A 14868-nucleotide genomic window follows, 5' to 3' on the forward strand; every position below is an offset into this window, starting at 1 on the left:
GATGCGGTATGAAGGTCGGCGTGGTGCAGGGACCTTCGATCGGGCGTGCGGGCCGCGGGATGGCGGTGGCAACATTGGCCGCGCGGGCCGCCGGCTTCGTGCGGCTGGTGGTGCTGGCTTCGGCCCTGGGGTTCGGTGGCCGGCTGCTCGACAGCTACAACGTGGCGAACACGTTGCCCAACGCCGTGTACGAGCTCGTCGTCGGCGGCGCGATGGCCAGCGTGGTCGTACCGTTGCTGGCCCAGGCCGCGCTGGAAGAGCCCGACGGCGGGGTGCTCTACGCCCAGCGGCTGCTGTCGCTGATGGTCTACGGCCTGGGCGCGGTGACCGTGGCGGCGATGGCGTCGGCGCCGTGGCTGGTGGCCGTGTACACGCCCGGCTTCACCGGCGAGCAGCGTGACCTGGCGGTCGTGTTCAGCTGGTTCTTCCTGCCCCAGATCCTGTTCTACGGGGTCAGCGCCACCGCCGGCGCCGTGCTGAACATCCGCGGCAGGTTCGCCGCCCCGACGTGGGCGCCGCTGGTCAACAGCCTGATCGTGATCGCTGTGGGCGCGGTCTACCTGGTGATCGGCGGCGCGACCAGCATCGCCTCGCTGACGACCGCCGACCTGCTGCTGCTGGCGGTGGGCACGACCGCGGGCGTGTTCGCCCAGATGGCGTTGGTGGTGTGGGCGCTGGCCGCCAGCGGCTTCGCGCTACGGCTCCGCCTCGACCCGCGCGGGATCGGGATTCGCCGCATCGGCCGGCTCGCGGGGTGGGTGCTGCTGTCGGTCGTCGGCGCGCAGGTGCTGCTCGCGGCGGCCACGCGGGCGGCGTCGATCAGCGGGCCGGGCGGGATCAGCGCGTACCAGAATGCGTTCGCGGTCTTCCAGATGCCGTTCGCGGTGATCGCCCTGTCCGTGATGACGGCCATGCTGCCCCGGCTCAGCCGCAGCGCCGCACGCCTCGATCACCGGCAGATCGCCGAAGACCTGTCCCGTGCGGTCCGGCTGGCCGTCGTGGCCCTGGCGCCGATCGCGGCGGCCATGCTGGTGCTGGGCCCCCAGATCGCGACGGTGCTGTTCGCCCACGGCCACAGTTCGTCGCCGGCGACCGCACTGCTGGGCGCCGTGGTGGCGGCGTTCGGCGTGGCGCTGGTGCCGTTCACCGGCTACATGATTCTCCAGCGCGGGTTCTACGCGTTGCAGGACACCAAGACCCCGGCGCAGATCACCGCCGGCGTGACCGTGGTCGGCGTGGCCGGCTGTCTCGCCGCCACCTGGCTGCTGCCCCCGGCGGACATCGTCATCGGGATTCCCCTGGCCTATGCCGCGGCGTACACCGCGGGCCTCGTCACCGCCGCCGCCCTCCTGCGCCACCGGCTGGGCCGCATCGACGGTCACCGGCTGGTCCGCACGCACGCACGGGTGGCAGTCGCGACGGTGATCGCCGGTGGCTGCGGCGCCGTCACGGTCTACGCCCTCGCGCCGCTCGTCGGTTCCGGCCTCAGCGCCGCCCTCATCACGCTGACCGCCGCGGGCGTCGCGGGTGCCACCGTGTACATCGTCGTCGCACGCCTGCTCCGGCTACGGGAGCTGCAGCAACTGGTTGCCACCGCCCTCGCCGGTCTCCGAAGCGGCTGACGGTTCGCGCGCGTGCCCCGACCTACGCTTGGTGGGTGGACGCCGATACACGGACCCGGGCCGCGATCGAGGAGCACTGGCGGGCGTCCGAGGCAGGTGAGAACGAGGCGGAGCACGCCATCTACGCCGAGAACGCCATTCTGGACTACCCCCAGTCGGGTGAGCGCTTCCGCGGCCGCGCGACGATCGCCGCCCAGCGCGGCGGCCACCCCGCCGACCGCCACTTCACCGTCCGCCGCATCCGCGGCGCCGGCGACCTGTGGGTGAGCGAATGCGTCATCACGTACGACGGCGCGCCCACGCACGCGGTGAGCATCATGGAGTTCGCCGACGGCCAGGTCGTACACGAGACGCAGTACTTCGCCGACCCGTTCCCCGCCCCGCCGTCCCGCGCCGACCTGGCGGAGCCGATGTCAGGCAAGCGGTAGCCGCGTACCGACACCGGGCGAGCGCTGTCGAGATAGATGCCGGAACGTGAGTACCCATTCCGTTTTCCGACCTCGGCGCGACACCTCGCCGACTACTGCCGTTCGCTCGTCGCCGATTGGTTGCATGGAGGGCCTCACGGTCACGCCCGACGGGCGGACCCTCGTCGGCAAGTTCCTGGTCGACGAGCGCGACGGCAACCAGGGCGCGGCCGGCGCGGCGACGTTCAAGAACCTCTACGAGATCGACCTGAGCGGCGCCACCGACGTCAACGGCGACGGCGTGAACCCGCTGGGCTACACGGTGTCCACCGCGTCCGGCCCGAAGTCGATCGACGCGTACGTCGGCGACGCCCCCACCGCGAAGGCCGAGCTGCTGCTGTCGCAGGCCGGTATCACGCCGGTGAGCAAGACGCCGTACCTCGAGGTCCTGCGGGTCGACATGTCGAAGCTCCCGGTCGTCCTCGGCACGGCGACGGTGACCATCAAGTACTGACCGATCGTTTGCGGTTCCCGCATGGTGGGGAAGCGACCACCTATGCGGGGATCGATGTTCGTCTGGCTCCTGGTCGGCGTCCTGATGCTGGGCATCGCCGAGTCCATGATCGGCTCCTACCTGGTGCTCTTCGGAGCCGGTCCGGCCCGCCTGTCGCCGTTGCAGGTGGGCCTGTTCATGTCGCTCATCTCGGCCAGCGGCCTCGCGGTGAGCACGTGGCTCGGCCGACGGTTCGACCGTTCCGCGAGCCGCTGGCCGGCCCTGCTCGCCGTCGCGGGGCCGGCCGCCGGGTACGCGATCCTGAGCACCACCACGTCGTATCCGGTGCTGCTGCTCGTCGCCGTCGGGCTGCTGGGCGCCGGCACGGCCGCGTTCGCGCAGCTGTTCGCGCTGGCCCGGGTGCATCTGACCCGGGCCGGCGAGGCATTGACCCGGCGGGGGACGCCCGCGCTGCGCTCGGTGTGGTCGCTGGCCTGGGCCGTCGGGCCGATGGCCGGCGCGGCACTGCTGGCCGCCGGCGGCTACGGCCGGCTGCTGGCCGCCACCGCGGTCGCGTTCCTGGCCGTGGGCGTGCCGCTGGTGCTGCTCGGGCGCACACCGAAGGCGCGCGACGAGCGGGAGGCGGGCCCGGCCGGGGGCCGCCTCGGCCGGCCGATGCTGCTGGCGGCCGCCGGCTTCACGTGCTTCCACACCGCGATGCTGTCCGGCTCGGTGGTGCTGCCCCTGTACGTCACCGGCACGCTGGGCCGGCCCGACGCCAGTGTCGGGCTGCTGTTCAGCGTCTGCGCCCTGGTGGAGATCCCGGCCGCGCTGGCCACCATGCTGTTTCCCGCGGCCCGCCGCCGCAGGATCCTCGTGGCCGGCATGGCGATGTTCGCCCTTTACTTCGTGGCGGTCGCGGCCTCGGCGACCATGCCGCTGCTGATCGCCACGCAGGTCGTGCGCGGGATCGCCCTGGCCACCGTCGGCGCGCTCGGCATCACCTACGTCCAGGATCTCGCGCCGCGCAGCCCCGGCCGGGCCACCGCGATCTACGCCAACACGCTGACGTTCGGGTCGCTGGTGTCGGGCGTGCTGGCCGGCGCGACCGCACAGGTGCTCGGCTACCGGCCCGCCCAGCTGTTCTGCGCCGCGCTCGCCGCCGCCGGCTGCGTCCTGCTCGCGGTGGCGGGCCGGCCGGTCGCCGCGCCGGCGTCGGAGCCGGCGTCCGCTTCCGGTGCAGCGCTGCGCTGACCTGCTCGCGGTGGCGGGCCGGCCGGTCGCCGCGCCGGCGTCGGAGCCGGCGTCCGCTTCCGGTGCAGCGCTGCGCTGACCTGCTCGCGGTGGCGGGCCGGCCGGTCGCCGCGCCGGCGTCGGAGCCGGCGTCCGCTTCCGGTGCAGCGCTGCGCTGACCTGCTCGCGGTGGCGGGCCGGCCGGTCGCCGCGCCGGCGTCGGAGCCGGCGTCCGCTACCGGTGCAGCGCTGCGCTGACCTGCTCGCGCAGCAGCGACCGCAGCCAGGCGTGGCCGCGGTCGGTGTCGAACCGCTGGTGCCACCGCAGGATCACCGGCGCCGGGTCCGCCTTGACCGGCAGGCTCAGCAGCCGCATCCCGTGCCGGGCGGCCGCCGGTTCGGCGATCCGGGCGGCCAGCGTCACGACCGCGTCGACCGCCGCGGCCAGTGCCAGCGCCGCGTCGGCGGTGGGAGCCGAGGCAACGGTACGGCGGGAGAGCCCGCTCCGCCCCAGCCGCTCGTCGATCGGATCGCGCAGCCGCCCGCGCCGCGACATGATGACGTGATCGGCGGCGGCGTAGCGCGGGACCGTCATCCGCTCCAGCCGCCACGACGCCGGTACCGCGACCGCGAGGGTGTCGTGGCCGAGGACCTCGCCGTGGATCTCCGGCAGCTCCGGCTCGCTTGCCCCGATCTCGGCGTCGACCCGCCCGTGCCGCAGGTCGCTGGTGTCGCCCTCCGCCTCGGCGAGGAAGCGCAGGCGCACGAGGGGGGCCCGGTGCCGTACCGCCGCCAGAAGCCCCGGCCCGATCGCCGCCGTGACCGCGTCGTGCAGCCGCAGGGTGAACGTGCGCTCCAGGGTCGCCGGGTCGACGTCCCGGTCGGGGGCGAGCAGCGCCTGCGCCTCCTGCACGAGGCGGTGTACGTCGGCCCGCACCCGCAGCGCGTAGGGCGTCGCGGTCATCGTGCGGCCGGTCCGCACGAGGATCGCGTCCCCGGTGGCCCGCCGGATGCGCCCCAGCGTCCGGCTCATCGCGGGCGGCGTCACCCGCATCCGCTCGGCCGCGCCGAGGACGCTGCCCTCCTCGAGCAGCGCGTCGAGCGCCTGCAGCAGATTGAGGTCCATTGCGTCAGGGTAAATCGTGGGGTACCAAGGATGCACTGGCGGTTATGTCAACGGCGGCCTTGACTTGAGGCATGGATCTGCTGACCGAAGTCGTGCGGGCGGCCCGGGAGGCCGGCGCCCGCCTGCTGCCGCTGTATTCGGCCGACGCCCGCCCGGCGTCCCGCGCCGGCATCGAGCGCTCGGCCCACGAACTGCAGACGGCCGCTTTGGAGGGCCTCGACGGCTTGCGTGAGACCCTCAATCGTCTGCGTCCCGCGGCCCGCTGGGTCGGCGACGCCGAGGAGCGCATCGCGCTGCCCGACGGCGAATGGTGGGCGGTCGACGAGGTCGAGGGCGCCGTCAACCTCCTGCACGGCCGCCCGGAGTGGGGCGTCAGCATCGCCCTGGTCCGCGACGGCGCCCCGGTCCTCGCGGTCTTCCACGAGCCCGTCGCGGACCGCACCCACACCGCGGCCCGGGGCGAGGGCGCCTACCTCGGCGGCGAGCCGCTGCACGTCTCGCGCAAGCCGGACCTGGCGCTGGCCGTCGTGGAGACCAGCCAGGTCGGCGACGAGCCGGCGCCGCTGAGGTCGCGCATCGGCACGGCCATCGGCGCGCTCATGTCGACGGCGCTGCTCGTGCGCACCACGATCCCGACCACGTTCCCGCTGCTGTCGGTGGCCGCGGGCCGATCTGACGTCTTCTGGCAGTACGCGCCCGCGCTCACCGGGGTGGCCGCGGGCGTCCTGCTCGCCACGGAGGCCGGCGGCGTCGCGGTCGACCTGACCGGCGCCCCGTGGCGCCCGGGCGCCGCCGACCTGCTCGTCACGACCCCGGCCCTGCGCGACGCGGCCCGGTCCGCGCTGGCCGCCGTGCCGACCCCGGCCGGGCACTGATGGAGATCACCGTGCTCGGCGCCACCGGCGCGACGGGCCGCCTCATCGTGCGCCAGGCCCTCGACCGCGGCCACACCGTCCGCGCCGTGGCCCGCGACCCGTCCCGCCTGCCGGAGCTCGCCGGGCTGCGGCCGGTCGCCGCCGACGTGCGCGACCCCGCCGCCATCGCCCGCGCGCTCGCCGGCGCCGAGGTGATCCTGTCCGGCCTCGGCGTCGCCTCCGGCGAGGCGCCCGGTGTCCTCGCCGCCGGCGCCGGCGCGGCCGCGGCGGCCGCGCCGGGCCGCATCGTGTGGCTCGGCGCGCTCGGCACCGGCCGGTCCGCCGCGGCCGCCGGCGCCGCGACCCGCCTGTTGCTGCGCGCGTTCATGCGCCGCGAGCTGCCCGACAAGCTCGCCGCCGACGCCGCCGTGCTGGCCGCGGGCGGCACCGCCCTGCACGTCGGCCCGATGGCCGACGGCCCGGCCGCGCCGACCCGCCGCCGCGTCGCCCCCGCGGACGTCCCGCGCCGGCTCTTCCCGGCCCGGATCGCCCGCGCGACCGTGGCCGCGGCGATGCTCGACGAGGCCGAGGACCCGCTCGGCCACCGGGGTCAGACGCTGGTGGCGCTGGAACGCTGACCGTTACCCAACGTCGACGCCCTCAGGGGTGGCGGAAAGCGGCCCGAAGAATTAATCTGCTCAACGAGACCGGCATCTTCCCCCGTGGATGCCGGTCTCCATACTTAAGGGGGGCCTACCGCGCGTGGCTGCGCTGCTGTCCGTCCTCTACATCGCACTGCTCGTGACGGCGGGCGTGGCCGGGGCCAACCTGCGCGACCTGGAGCGCCGCCGGCCGATCGTCACCGCGAGCGCGTTCGTGGTCGTCGCGGTGTTCTCGCTGCTGCAGCTGACCGTCGCGCCCGCGCTGTTCGAGGCCCTGCGCCGCGACCGGTCGGCGATCGCCCACGGCGAGCTGTGGCGCCTGGTCACCTCGTTCGTGGTGCAGGACAGCGGCTGGACCGGCACGATCTTCAACCTGCTCACCCTGGCCGTCATCGGCACGCTCGCCGAGCGGCTCTGGGGCCCGGCCCGCTGGCTCGCCCTCGCGCTCGTGGTGCAGGTCCTCGGCGACCTCTGGGGCCTCGTCGTGCAGCCGCTCGGCGCCGGTACCTCGCTGGTCGACTTCGGCCTGGCCGCCTCGCTCGCCGCGGCCGCGCTCGTGCTCGACGCCGAGCGCCGCGCCCGCGTGCCGGCCGTCGCCGCCCTCGCCGTCGCGGTCGTGCTGCTCGTCCTCGGCGACATCCACGGCGGTGCGGCCGTCATCGGCGCCGCGGGCGGCGCGGCGCTCGCCTGGCACCGCCGGCGGAATCACCAATACCCGGCGCCGTCGCGCTGATCGCCACGCTCGCCGCCGCCGCGGTGACGACGGAGCGTGGCCGCGGTGCCCCGACGGCGGCCACGCCCCCTCAGAGCGATTTCGTCAGAACATGTTTCGTCAGAAGGTGCCGGCCGTGTTGCACTTGGCCTTCTGCACGATGCAGTCCTTCGTCCACTGCCCCATGGCCGCGTTGTCCCAGGCGAGGAAGACGTCGCCGTGGATCGAGGAGGCCATGCCGGACGCGAGGGTGTAGCCGGCCGCACTGCCGTGGGTCGGGTAGTCGATGACGAACGAGATGTTCGGGATCGCCACCGGGAACGCGCCGGCGCACTGGCCGTTGACGGTGTTGGTCGTGACGTGCGACTTGTGGTCCGGGCTGTCCAGGTGTACGCCGTCCGTGCTCATACGACGGTCCGCCGGGGGGGTGCTCTCCCTAGCAAGGGCCGAAGATCAGATCGAGGTGGGTGTCGAGCGCCGCCAGGGCCGCGGCGGGCGTGTGATGGCCGCCGAGGACGTGCAGCGACAGGCCCTCGACGAAGGCGAGGAACCCGACCGCCGCGCTGTGCGGATCCGGTTGCGCGGCGCCGATCTGCTCGGCGACGAACGCCACCATCCGGGCGGTGCCGGCCCGCACGGAGTCCGCGGCGGCGGGGCGCACCGCGGTGTACGCCAGGAACGCCAGCCCCACCTTGCCGTCCACGACCCGCTCCTCGTCCAGGGGCAGCACCGCGGCGCCGAACGCGCGCAGCAGCGCGCGCGGTGCGGGGGAGTCGAGCGCGGCGACCGCCGCGGTGAGGCGGGCCCGGTGATGCTCCTGCACGACGGAGAGCGCGAACGCCATCATCTCCTCGCGGTTGGAGAAGTAGTGCTGGACCATCCCGGCCGACACCCCGGCCTCCTCGGCCACGTGCCGGACGCTCACCGCCTCCAGGCCACGCTCGGCCGCGACCCGCAGGAGCGCGCCGGCGATGCGCGCGCGGCGCTGCTGGTGGTCCACCGACTTCGGCACGCTGTTACAATACACTCGTATTGGAAAGGGGACCGCATGCGACGCGAGCTGAGGATCTTCGCCGCCATCGGGCGGGCCCTGCGCCGGCGCCGGGAGGTCGGGGCGGACGAGCGCGCGGTGGCGTACGGTGGCCAGCTCCGGCCCTTGCTGATCGGTGTCGTGGCGCTGTCGGCCGTCGAGATCGCGGCGGTCGAGCTGCTGGTGCCCTGGGCCGTCGTGCGGTGGGTGCTGGCCGTGCTGGGCGCCTACGGGCTGCTGTGGGCGGTCGGGGTGGCCTGCTCGGTGTACACCCGGCCGCACACCATCGGCCCCGACGGCCTGCGCCTTCGTTTCGCCGCGTTCACCGAGCTCGACGTGCCCGCCCGGCGGCTGGTCCCGGCCGGCACCGCCCCGCGGGGCAGCCACCGGCGGACCGTCGAGGTCGACGGCGGCACCCTGTCGTTCTCGGTCCTCGGCCAGACCAACCTCGCGGTCCGCATCGAGCCGCCGGCCGAGCTCGGCCTGGGGCGGGCCGGGCGGCACCGCATCGACACGGTCCGCTTCTACGCCGACGATCCCGCGGCCGCGCTGGAGCCCGTCACCCAGTGAGCCGACGCGCGAGCCGCCGCAGGAGGGACGGCCGTCAGATCGTGAAGGCCGCCGCCAGCGCCAGGGCCACGCCGAACAGGTACGCGCCGTCCACCCAGACATGCTCCGATCCGGTGTCGGTGAACCAGCGGTCAGCGACGGCCCACCGGTGGTCGCCGGCCGGGCGGGACGGCGCGAGGCGTACCCGGCGGGCGAGCGCCCGGGCCCGGCCGTTGACGGCTTCGAGGAGCCGGGCCTCGCTGACCCAGACCTCCGCGCCGCGGTGCTGTGCGGCGTGCATCAGGCCGACAGTGGTACCTCATGGGGTACTACACCCCCGGCCACGGAGTGATACTGCGCATGTGACGACCTCCCGGGACCCGCGGGCGGCGTGAGGAGCTCGCTCTCCTGCGGCGCCGGCTCGCGGACGCCCGCGCCGGCTCTGGTCACCTCATCCTCGTGGGTGGGCCCGCCGGCATCGGCAAGACCCGGCTGATCGAGGAGGTCGTCGCGACCGCGGACGGGGTACCGGCCGGCTGGGGCGCGGCCGTCGACGACGCCGGGATGCCGGCGCTGTGGCCCTGGACCAGGGCGCTGCGCGGGATGCCGGCGCCGGGCGAGGCGCTGGCCGGCGTCGCCGCGGGCACCTCGCCGCGGGCACCTCGCCGCGGGCGTACGGCTCCGCCGCGGGCACCTCGCCGCGGGCGTACGGCTCCGCCGAGGAGGCTGCGGCCGCGACGTTCGCCGGGGACACCACCGTGGTGGACGCCCTCGCCGAGCACGCCGCGACCATGTCCGGTCTCGTCGTCGTTGTCGAGGACCTGCAGTGGGCCGACCAGGCCACGCTGCGGCTGCTGGAGCGGGTCACCACCGAGGTCCGGCGGCTGCCGCTTCTCGTCCTCGCCACCGTCCGGGAGGGAGCCGGCGGTTCGCTGCCGGGTGCGCTCGTGCGCAACGCGACCGACGTGAGGAGCCTCGGTCCGCTCACCCTCGGCGAGGCGGCCGAGCTGCTGACCGCCGCCGTCGAGCGCGCCGACCCGGATGCGGTACGCCATGCCGCCCGGCTGTCCGGTGGCAGCCCGCTCTACCTGCGGACGCTGAGCAGGACGGCGGCCGACCAGCTCCGCGGCCGGGCGGCCTGGGACGAGGAGGTCGGTGAGGCTCCTGAGCTGCGGCACCTGATCGCCGCCGCCATGCGCGCGGCCGGGTCTGCGGCCGGCCAGGCTGTCGAGGCGCTGAGCGTGCTCGGCCCGGAAGCCGAGCCTGAGGTGCTCGCCCGGCTCATCGAGGCCGGCCCGGCCGGCGCGGCGGTCGAACGCTTGCACCCGGCGGTACCCGCCGGTCTCCTGGCACCGCTGTCATCGGCAAGCGGCCGGATCCGTTTCGCCCACGCGCTGGTCCGGGAGGCGGTGTACGCCTCGCTCCCGCCCGTGCGCCGGGCCGCACTGCACCGGCGAGCCGCGGAGCTGCTCGAACCGCTCGCCGTCGCCCGCGACGAGCGGGCCGGTGCGGTGGCCCACCACTGGTACCGGGCCGGCGAACCGGCGAGGGCCGTCGGGTGGGCGGTACGGGCGGCAGACGCCGCGCGAGCCGCGGCCGCCTACGAAGAGGCCGTGTCGTACCTCGAGCTTGCCCTGACCGCGATCGACCGGGGCCCGGCCGACGCGCACGGGGAGGAGGCAGGCTCGATCGACCGCGCCGAGCTGCTGCTGGACCTGGCCCGGATGCAGTACCTCGCCGGCCGGATCCGGCCGAGCGTGCGCACCAGCGAACAGGCCGCCGGCGAGGGTGAGCGCACCGGCCGCGCGCAGGTCGTCGCCCGGGCCGCGCTCGTCGTGCAGGGCATCGGCAATCCCGAGGTCAACGGTCAGATCGAGCGAACCTGCCGCCGTGCCCTGGCCATGCTGGGCGAGGAGTCGGCGCCGGATCTGCGGGCAAGGGTGCAGGCCCAGCTGGCGTGCTCGCTCCTCGAGGCCGGTGACGTCGACGGCGCGACGCGGTGGTCGCGCCGGGCGCTCGCCGACGCGGCGGCCAGTGGCGATCCGGACGCGGAACTGGATGCGATCCGGGCGCGCGCCGACCTCGTGTGGCAGCCGGGCTACACCGAGGAGGTGGTCGAGCTCGGCCGGCGGGCGATCGAACTGGCCGAGCAGTCACGACGCCCGCTGGCCAAGCTGTGGGGCTCGGCCGGCACGACGAGGCGCACGCGCTCTACGAGCCACTGGTGCACCTGGTCACGGACGCGAAAAGCGCCCTGGCCGTTGCGACCCTGCACCCGCTCGTCGAACTCGCCCCGATCTTCGGCGACCCAGACGAATGCGCAACGATTCGGCATCTCGTCGCCACACGGTTCGGGCACTCGCCCGTCTTCGGCGGCGGAACCGTGGCCTTCGCCGGCTCCGTCGACCGCACCCTCGCCGAGCTTGAGCTCGGCTCCGGCGATGCCGAGGCCGCCGTCGCGCACTTCGAGGCCGGCCTTCGGGTGGACGCACAGATCGGCGCCCGGCCGTACGTGGCTCGGGGCCGGATGGGGCTGGCTCGGGCGCTCGCGGCCACCGGCCGGCCGCGGCGGGCCGTCGAGATGGCCCGCAGCGCCGCCGCCGAAGCGCGGCGCCTGGACATGCCGGGGCTGCTGCGTACCGCGGACGCATTCCTCGCCGACGCCGCCGCCAGAACCCGGGCCGAGGACCCGCTGAGCCGGCGCGAGCGCGAGGTCGTCGAGCTGGTGGCGCAGGCCCTGTCGAACCGGGAGGTGGCCCGCCGCCTGGTGCTCTCCGAACGCACCGTGGAAGCTCACGTCCGGAGAATCCTGGCCAAGACCGGGCACACCTCGCGAGCCGAACTGATCCGGTGGTTCCTCACCCGGCCGGCATAGCTCAACGCGCTGGTGGAGTGATCGCGGCGACCGACGTCGAGCGTGGCGAGCGCTTGCCGAGCAGGTCCCGGGCGTAGACGGCGTAGGTGTACTCCGTCGAGCCGTCGAGCCCGGTCAGCGTCACGTCGGGGCCGTAGGTCGAGACGACGGGGGTCTCGGTCGCGCCGTTGACGGCCACCACCTGGTACGCCGTGCCGCCGAATCTACCCGGCCGGCGTTGCCACGTCAGGCGGACGCTGCTTGAGGTCACATCGGTCACGGACAGCTGCTGCGGTGCCCGGCTCTTGTGGTCGAGCGTGAATGACACCGGCTGCATCACGTTGCGGAAGATGGTGGCTTCTCGGGTATTCGTCGTCAGACCGTTGGGACCGTTGATGAACCGCCTGCCCCACGCCGTGCGGTCGTTGGCGTCGAAGTTGCTGACCAGGTCCAGATTCCTGTTCTTGCTGTCATTGCCGCTCCACGACCAGCCGAAGTAGCCCAGGTCGTACCGCTGCGCATCGGCCATGATCGCGTCCGCGTCCGGGTCGCCGAACTCGTGCTCGAGGGCAAACTCACCGATGACGATCGGCAGGCGGCGCGCGACGAACGAGCCCAGATAACTGCCGACCTTGGCGGCGGTGCCGAACCTGCCGTACATGTGAATGTCGAAGACGGTGTCGCCGGCGGGGTCGGCGGCGGCAACCTTCTCGGCGTTGTCCCGCATGATGAACGACTCGTCCTGGCCCCAGCCGGGCGCGTCGACCATCAGCGCGTGCCTGAAGCCGGCCGCGCGCAGCTCGCGGATCGCATTGGAGGTCTGCTCCACCCAGGGCCACGTGGTGCCGTTGCCGAACGGCTCGGCGGCAATGTTGATGATGATGTGGTCTTCGTGGCCCTCCAGCACGCGGCGCATCCCCAGCCAGAACTGGACCGCCTGGTCGATCGTGGCGGCCTTCTTCTCCTCACCGAATCCGGCGGTGTCCTGCGCGTCGAGGATGCAGATCAGGCGGTTCTGCCGGCAGACCGCGACCACGTCCGCCACCTCGTCCGGCGTGGCCTCCCGGAACTGGTGCCCGAAGCCGAGCGGTACCCGTACCGCGTTCGCTCCGGCGGCCTTGATCGCGGCGAACGCGTCATGCTTGTCGGGGTACCACATGACGTCGTGATTGACGCCGCGCAGCACGAGGTCGCTGCCGTTGGCCTCCACGAGCCGACCGCCGCGTACGTGGATACCGGTCCGCGGCGTCTCCTGTCCGCGCACCTCGACCGGTATGCGCGCGGCGACCAGCCCGCTGAATCCGATCGACAGGCACGCAACCACCAGCACGAGCCTCACGCCTCACTCGGCTACCCGTACCGGCCGCCCCTATGACCCCGGCGGGGGTGAACCGCCGCGCTGGTTGCCGGCCAAGGCCGCGGCGCCGACCCACGAGAGTGATCGGTGTGCGTAGGTCACGCGCACCTCGTCGTTGCTCGGCTGTGGCTCGCGATGACGGTGTCCGGCCACAGCTCTGTCGGTGGCCAGCCGGTGGGTCGCGATAGTTCCGACCGGTGCCGGGGGTAGCCTCTGCGTCCGGTCGCGCCGTTCCCGTACGCCTCAGCCAGCAAACGGCCTCGCCCGCATCGTCGCCGTGCCGGTTCCCGGAACGCATCGCCCGAGTGATGCGGTGGCGACCTCTTCGGTCTGCGATGTCGTCCCTGTGCCGCGCTGTGTCCGTGCGTTCGGATGGTGACCGTCCGAACGCGTACCGGCACGATGCCTTACGTTCCTGTCGTTGCAGACGCCGAGGGGTTTTGAAGGTCGACATGGGAATCGTCATCTCCCTTATTTCGGGCATTTTTAGCCTGACGATCGCCATCATCAAGGGATTCGTCTCGATCATGACCGCGCTCATTCGTGCCGTTTCCCGGTAGGCGGTCGCGTACCGCCGTGAGGCGACCAGCCGCACATGAGGTCGTTGAAGCGCGTGGTGACGCCGATCTCGTCGGGGCACTCGGCGTCGCGGACGCAGCCGGGCGCGCCCGTCGGCGACCTGGTCGGCGACGAACCGTGCCGCGGTCGCCCGGCCCGGCGACCGCGGTCGAGGCCGGAAACCCCATCGTGGTGACGAACATCGAGCCGGGGCCGCTCGCCGGCCGGCGCTGAGCAGGCTCGGCGGGCCGGGCGGCCCGTGAGCGCCATGGCCGCCTCGAAGTGCGGCGCCGTCATGTCGAGTGCGGTCGTCACGCCGGCCGCGGCGTAGGCCCGCAGGTGAGCTTCCTCATTGGCGTGCACGTGGGTGTCGATGAGCCCCGGCAGGAGCGTGTCGCCGTTGCCGTCGACGACGGTTGCGCACTGCATTTCGGCCTCCGCCGCGGTCATCGTCATGGGACCTGTTATCACATATAGCAGCGGTCTCGATGGCGGTTTCCAGAGGCGGGCGCCGTTATAGTTGATGCCGCCCGTCACGCGGATGGAGGCGACATTGGAGCGTTCCGCTGCGGTGGTCCGCCCGATCGAGTCCCGGTCCGTCGCCGAGCAGGTCATGGCCGAGCTGCGGCGCTCGATCCTGGCCGGCGACCTCGCACCCGGGCGTGAGTTCTCGCTGCGCCAGATCGCCGAGCAGCTCCAGGTCAGCATCATCCCGGTCCGCGAGGCGCTGCGCAGCCTGGAGAGCCAGGGCCTGGTGCACATGCGCCCCGGCCGCAGCGCCGTCGTGGCCCCGCTGGACCTCGAGGAGCTGCAGAGCATCTACCGGCTGCGCCGCCGCCTGGAGCCGGAGATCGCCCAGCGCTCCTGCCGGCTGCTGTCGGCGGCCGACCTGGACCGCCTGCAGGACGTCGTCGCCGACTTCGGCGACGAGCGGCGCACGATCCACGAGATCTACGAGGCGCACCACGAGTTCCACCTGGCCCTGCTGGCCCCCGCCGCGACCAGCTGGGACGTGCGGATCCTGCTGACGCTGTGGCGGGCTGCCGAGCGCTACATCCGCATCGGCTTCGGACGCCTCGACCTCGACCCGGATGAGCACTGGCGGCGCGAGCGGGCCCACCAGGAGCTCCTCGACGCGTTCCGGCAGCGCGACCCCGACGTCGTGGCGGCCGCCGTGCACCAGCACCTCGCCCACAACGAGCAGATCGCCCTGATGGCACTGCGCGACCCGGCCCCCGGCGACACCGTGGGCGCCCGCCGCCGCGCACGGCGGGCCCACTAGTTTGGCCGGTCAAAGATCAAGCCAGGCCGGCGCGCAACTGAACATGGTCAAGGACGGCGACTTCGTCTGCTGCCGCTGCGGCAGCGATCCGCGGCAGGTGCGGAACGTCGAGCAGAGCTGCGCCCCAGG

General features: G+C 73.7%; 17 protein-coding genes and 1 pseudogene. 12 read left to right on the top strand and 6 right to left on the bottom strand.

All coding sequences use genetic code 11. From position 1 onward, the window contains the following. Nucleotides 1-59: 59 nt before the first annotated feature. From murJ to ACQEVU_RS17585, 4 genes are all read left to right on the top strand, one after another. Nucleotides 60-1622: a murein biosynthesis integral membrane protein MurJ gene (murJ, locus tag ACQEVU_RS17570; protein WP_433334968.1), complete on the top strand. Its 1563-nt coding sequence runs from the start codon at nt 60-62 to the stop codon at nt 1620-1622. 35 nt (nt 1623-1657) lie between these two features. Further along, a complete protein-coding gene (locus tag ACQEVU_RS17575) occupies nt 1658-2050 on the top strand; it encodes a nuclear transport factor 2 family protein (RefSeq protein WP_433324709.1) in 393 nt (130 codons plus the stop codon). A 124-nt stretch (nt 2051-2174) separates the two neighbouring features. After that, nucleotides 2175-2543: a hypothetical protein gene (locus tag ACQEVU_RS17580; protein WP_433324711.1), complete on the top strand. Its 369-nt coding sequence runs from the start codon at nt 2175-2177 to the stop codon at nt 2541-2543. Between the two features lie 54 nt (nt 2544-2597). Further along, nucleotides 2598-3776, top strand: a complete 1179-nt coding sequence (locus ACQEVU_RS17585; protein WP_433324713.1) for an MFS transporter — start codon at nt 2598-2600, stop codon at nt 3774-3776. A 214-nt stretch (nt 3777-3990) separates the two neighbouring features. On the opposite strand, the gene ACQEVU_RS17590 is transcribed toward ACQEVU_RS17585, so the two are convergent. Continuing rightward, entirely contained in the window at nt 3991-4881 is an 891-nt protein-coding gene (locus ACQEVU_RS17590; RefSeq protein ID WP_433324715.1) for a LysR family transcriptional regulator, read from the bottom strand. Between the two features lie 71 nt (nt 4882-4952). Between ACQEVU_RS17590 and ACQEVU_RS17595 the strand changes: the two genes are divergently transcribed. The 3 genes from ACQEVU_RS17595 (at nt 4953) to ACQEVU_RS17605 (ending at nt 7130) form a co-directional block, all read left to right on the top strand. Then, nucleotides 4953-5756 (top strand): inositol monophosphatase family protein, encoded by an 804-nt coding sequence (locus ACQEVU_RS17595; protein ID WP_433324717.1) that lies wholly within the window; start codon nt 4953-4955, stop codon nt 5754-5756. Then, on the top strand, nt 5756-6373 hold the full coding sequence (locus ACQEVU_RS17600; protein ID WP_433324719.1) for an NAD(P)-dependent oxidoreductase: 618 nt from the start codon (nt 5756-5758) through the stop codon (nt 6371-6373). The genes ACQEVU_RS17595 and ACQEVU_RS17600 overlap by 1 nt, the downstream gene beginning before the upstream one ends. 124 nt (nt 6374-6497) lie before the next feature. Next, the gene (locus ACQEVU_RS17605) at nt 6498-7130 is read left to right on the top strand and encodes a rhomboid family intramembrane serine protease (protein ID WP_433324721.1); all 633 of its coding nucleotides are present in this window, start codon (nt 6498-6500) and stop codon (nt 7128-7130) included. A gap of 99 nt (nt 7131-7229) precedes the next feature. Here the strand turns inward: ACQEVU_RS17605 and ACQEVU_RS17610 are convergent, their stop codons facing one another. Both ACQEVU_RS17610 and ACQEVU_RS17615 read right to left on the bottom strand, forming a co-directional pair. Beyond that, entirely contained in the window at nt 7230-7517 is a 288-nt protein-coding gene (locus ACQEVU_RS17610) for a DUF1996 domain-containing protein (protein ID WP_433324723.1), read from the bottom strand. Nucleotides 7518-7545: 28 nt separating this feature from the next. Further along, nucleotides 7546-8121: a TetR/AcrR family transcriptional regulator gene (locus ACQEVU_RS17615; RefSeq protein WP_433324725.1), complete on the bottom strand. Its 576-nt coding sequence runs from the start codon at nt 8119-8121 to the stop codon at nt 7546-7548. Nucleotides 8122-8157: 36 nt separating this feature from the next. Between ACQEVU_RS17615 and ACQEVU_RS17620 the strand changes: the two genes are divergently transcribed. Further along, entirely contained in the window at nt 8158-8709 is a 552-nt protein-coding gene (locus ACQEVU_RS17620; protein WP_433324727.1) for a hypothetical protein, read from the top strand. 34 nt (nt 8710-8743) lie between these two features. Here ACQEVU_RS17620 and ACQEVU_RS17625 read toward each other — a convergent pair whose 3' ends face one another. Continuing rightward, nucleotides 8744-8992, bottom strand: a complete 249-nt coding sequence (locus ACQEVU_RS17625) for a hypothetical protein (RefSeq protein ID WP_433334970.1) — start codon at nt 8990-8992, stop codon at nt 8744-8746. 104 nt (nt 8993-9096) lie between these two features. Here ACQEVU_RS17625 and ACQEVU_RS17630 point away from each other — a divergent pair. The 3 genes and pseudogenes from ACQEVU_RS17630 to ACQEVU_RS17640 all read left to right on the top strand — a co-directional run. Further along, nucleotides 9097-9225 (top strand): annotated as a pseudogene (locus tag ACQEVU_RS17630) (hypothetical protein); the annotation flags it as partial. Nucleotides 9226-9263: 38 nt separating this feature from the next. After that, a complete protein-coding gene (locus ACQEVU_RS17635) occupies nt 9264-11384 on the top strand; it encodes a hypothetical protein (RefSeq protein WP_433324729.1) in 2121 nt (706 codons plus the stop codon). Next, the gene (locus ACQEVU_RS17640; protein WP_433324731.1) at nt 11309-11563 is read left to right on the top strand and encodes a LuxR C-terminal-related transcriptional regulator; all 255 of its coding nucleotides are present in this window, start codon (nt 11309-11311) and stop codon (nt 11561-11563) included. Before ACQEVU_RS17635 ends, ACQEVU_RS17640 begins: the two co-directional genes overlap by 76 nt. A 1-nt stretch (nt 11564) precedes the next feature. Here the strand turns inward: ACQEVU_RS17640 and ACQEVU_RS17645 are convergent, their stop codons facing one another. After that, entirely contained in the window at nt 11565-12881 is a 1317-nt protein-coding gene (locus ACQEVU_RS17645; RefSeq protein ID WP_433324733.1) for a cellulase family glycosylhydrolase, read from the bottom strand. Nucleotides 12882-13436: 555 nt separating this feature from the next. After that, nucleotides 13437-13913 (bottom strand): hypothetical protein, encoded by a 477-nt coding sequence (locus ACQEVU_RS17650; RefSeq protein ID WP_433324735.1) that lies wholly within the window; start codon nt 13911-13913, stop codon nt 13437-13439. 97 nt (nt 13914-14010) lie between these two features. On the opposite strand from ACQEVU_RS17650, the gene ACQEVU_RS17655 reads away from it, so the two are divergent. Beyond that, nucleotides 14011-14739 (top strand): GntR family transcriptional regulator, encoded by a 729-nt coding sequence (locus ACQEVU_RS17655; RefSeq protein WP_433324737.1) that lies wholly within the window; start codon nt 14011-14013, stop codon nt 14737-14739. Nucleotides 14740-14868 lie beyond the last annotated feature (129 nt).

Origin of the sequence: Dactylosporangium sp. CA-139066 (genome assembly GCF_050936175.1) — a bacterium.
Classification (GTDB): domain Bacteria; phylum Actinomycetota; class Actinomycetes; order Mycobacteriales; family Micromonosporaceae; genus Dactylosporangium.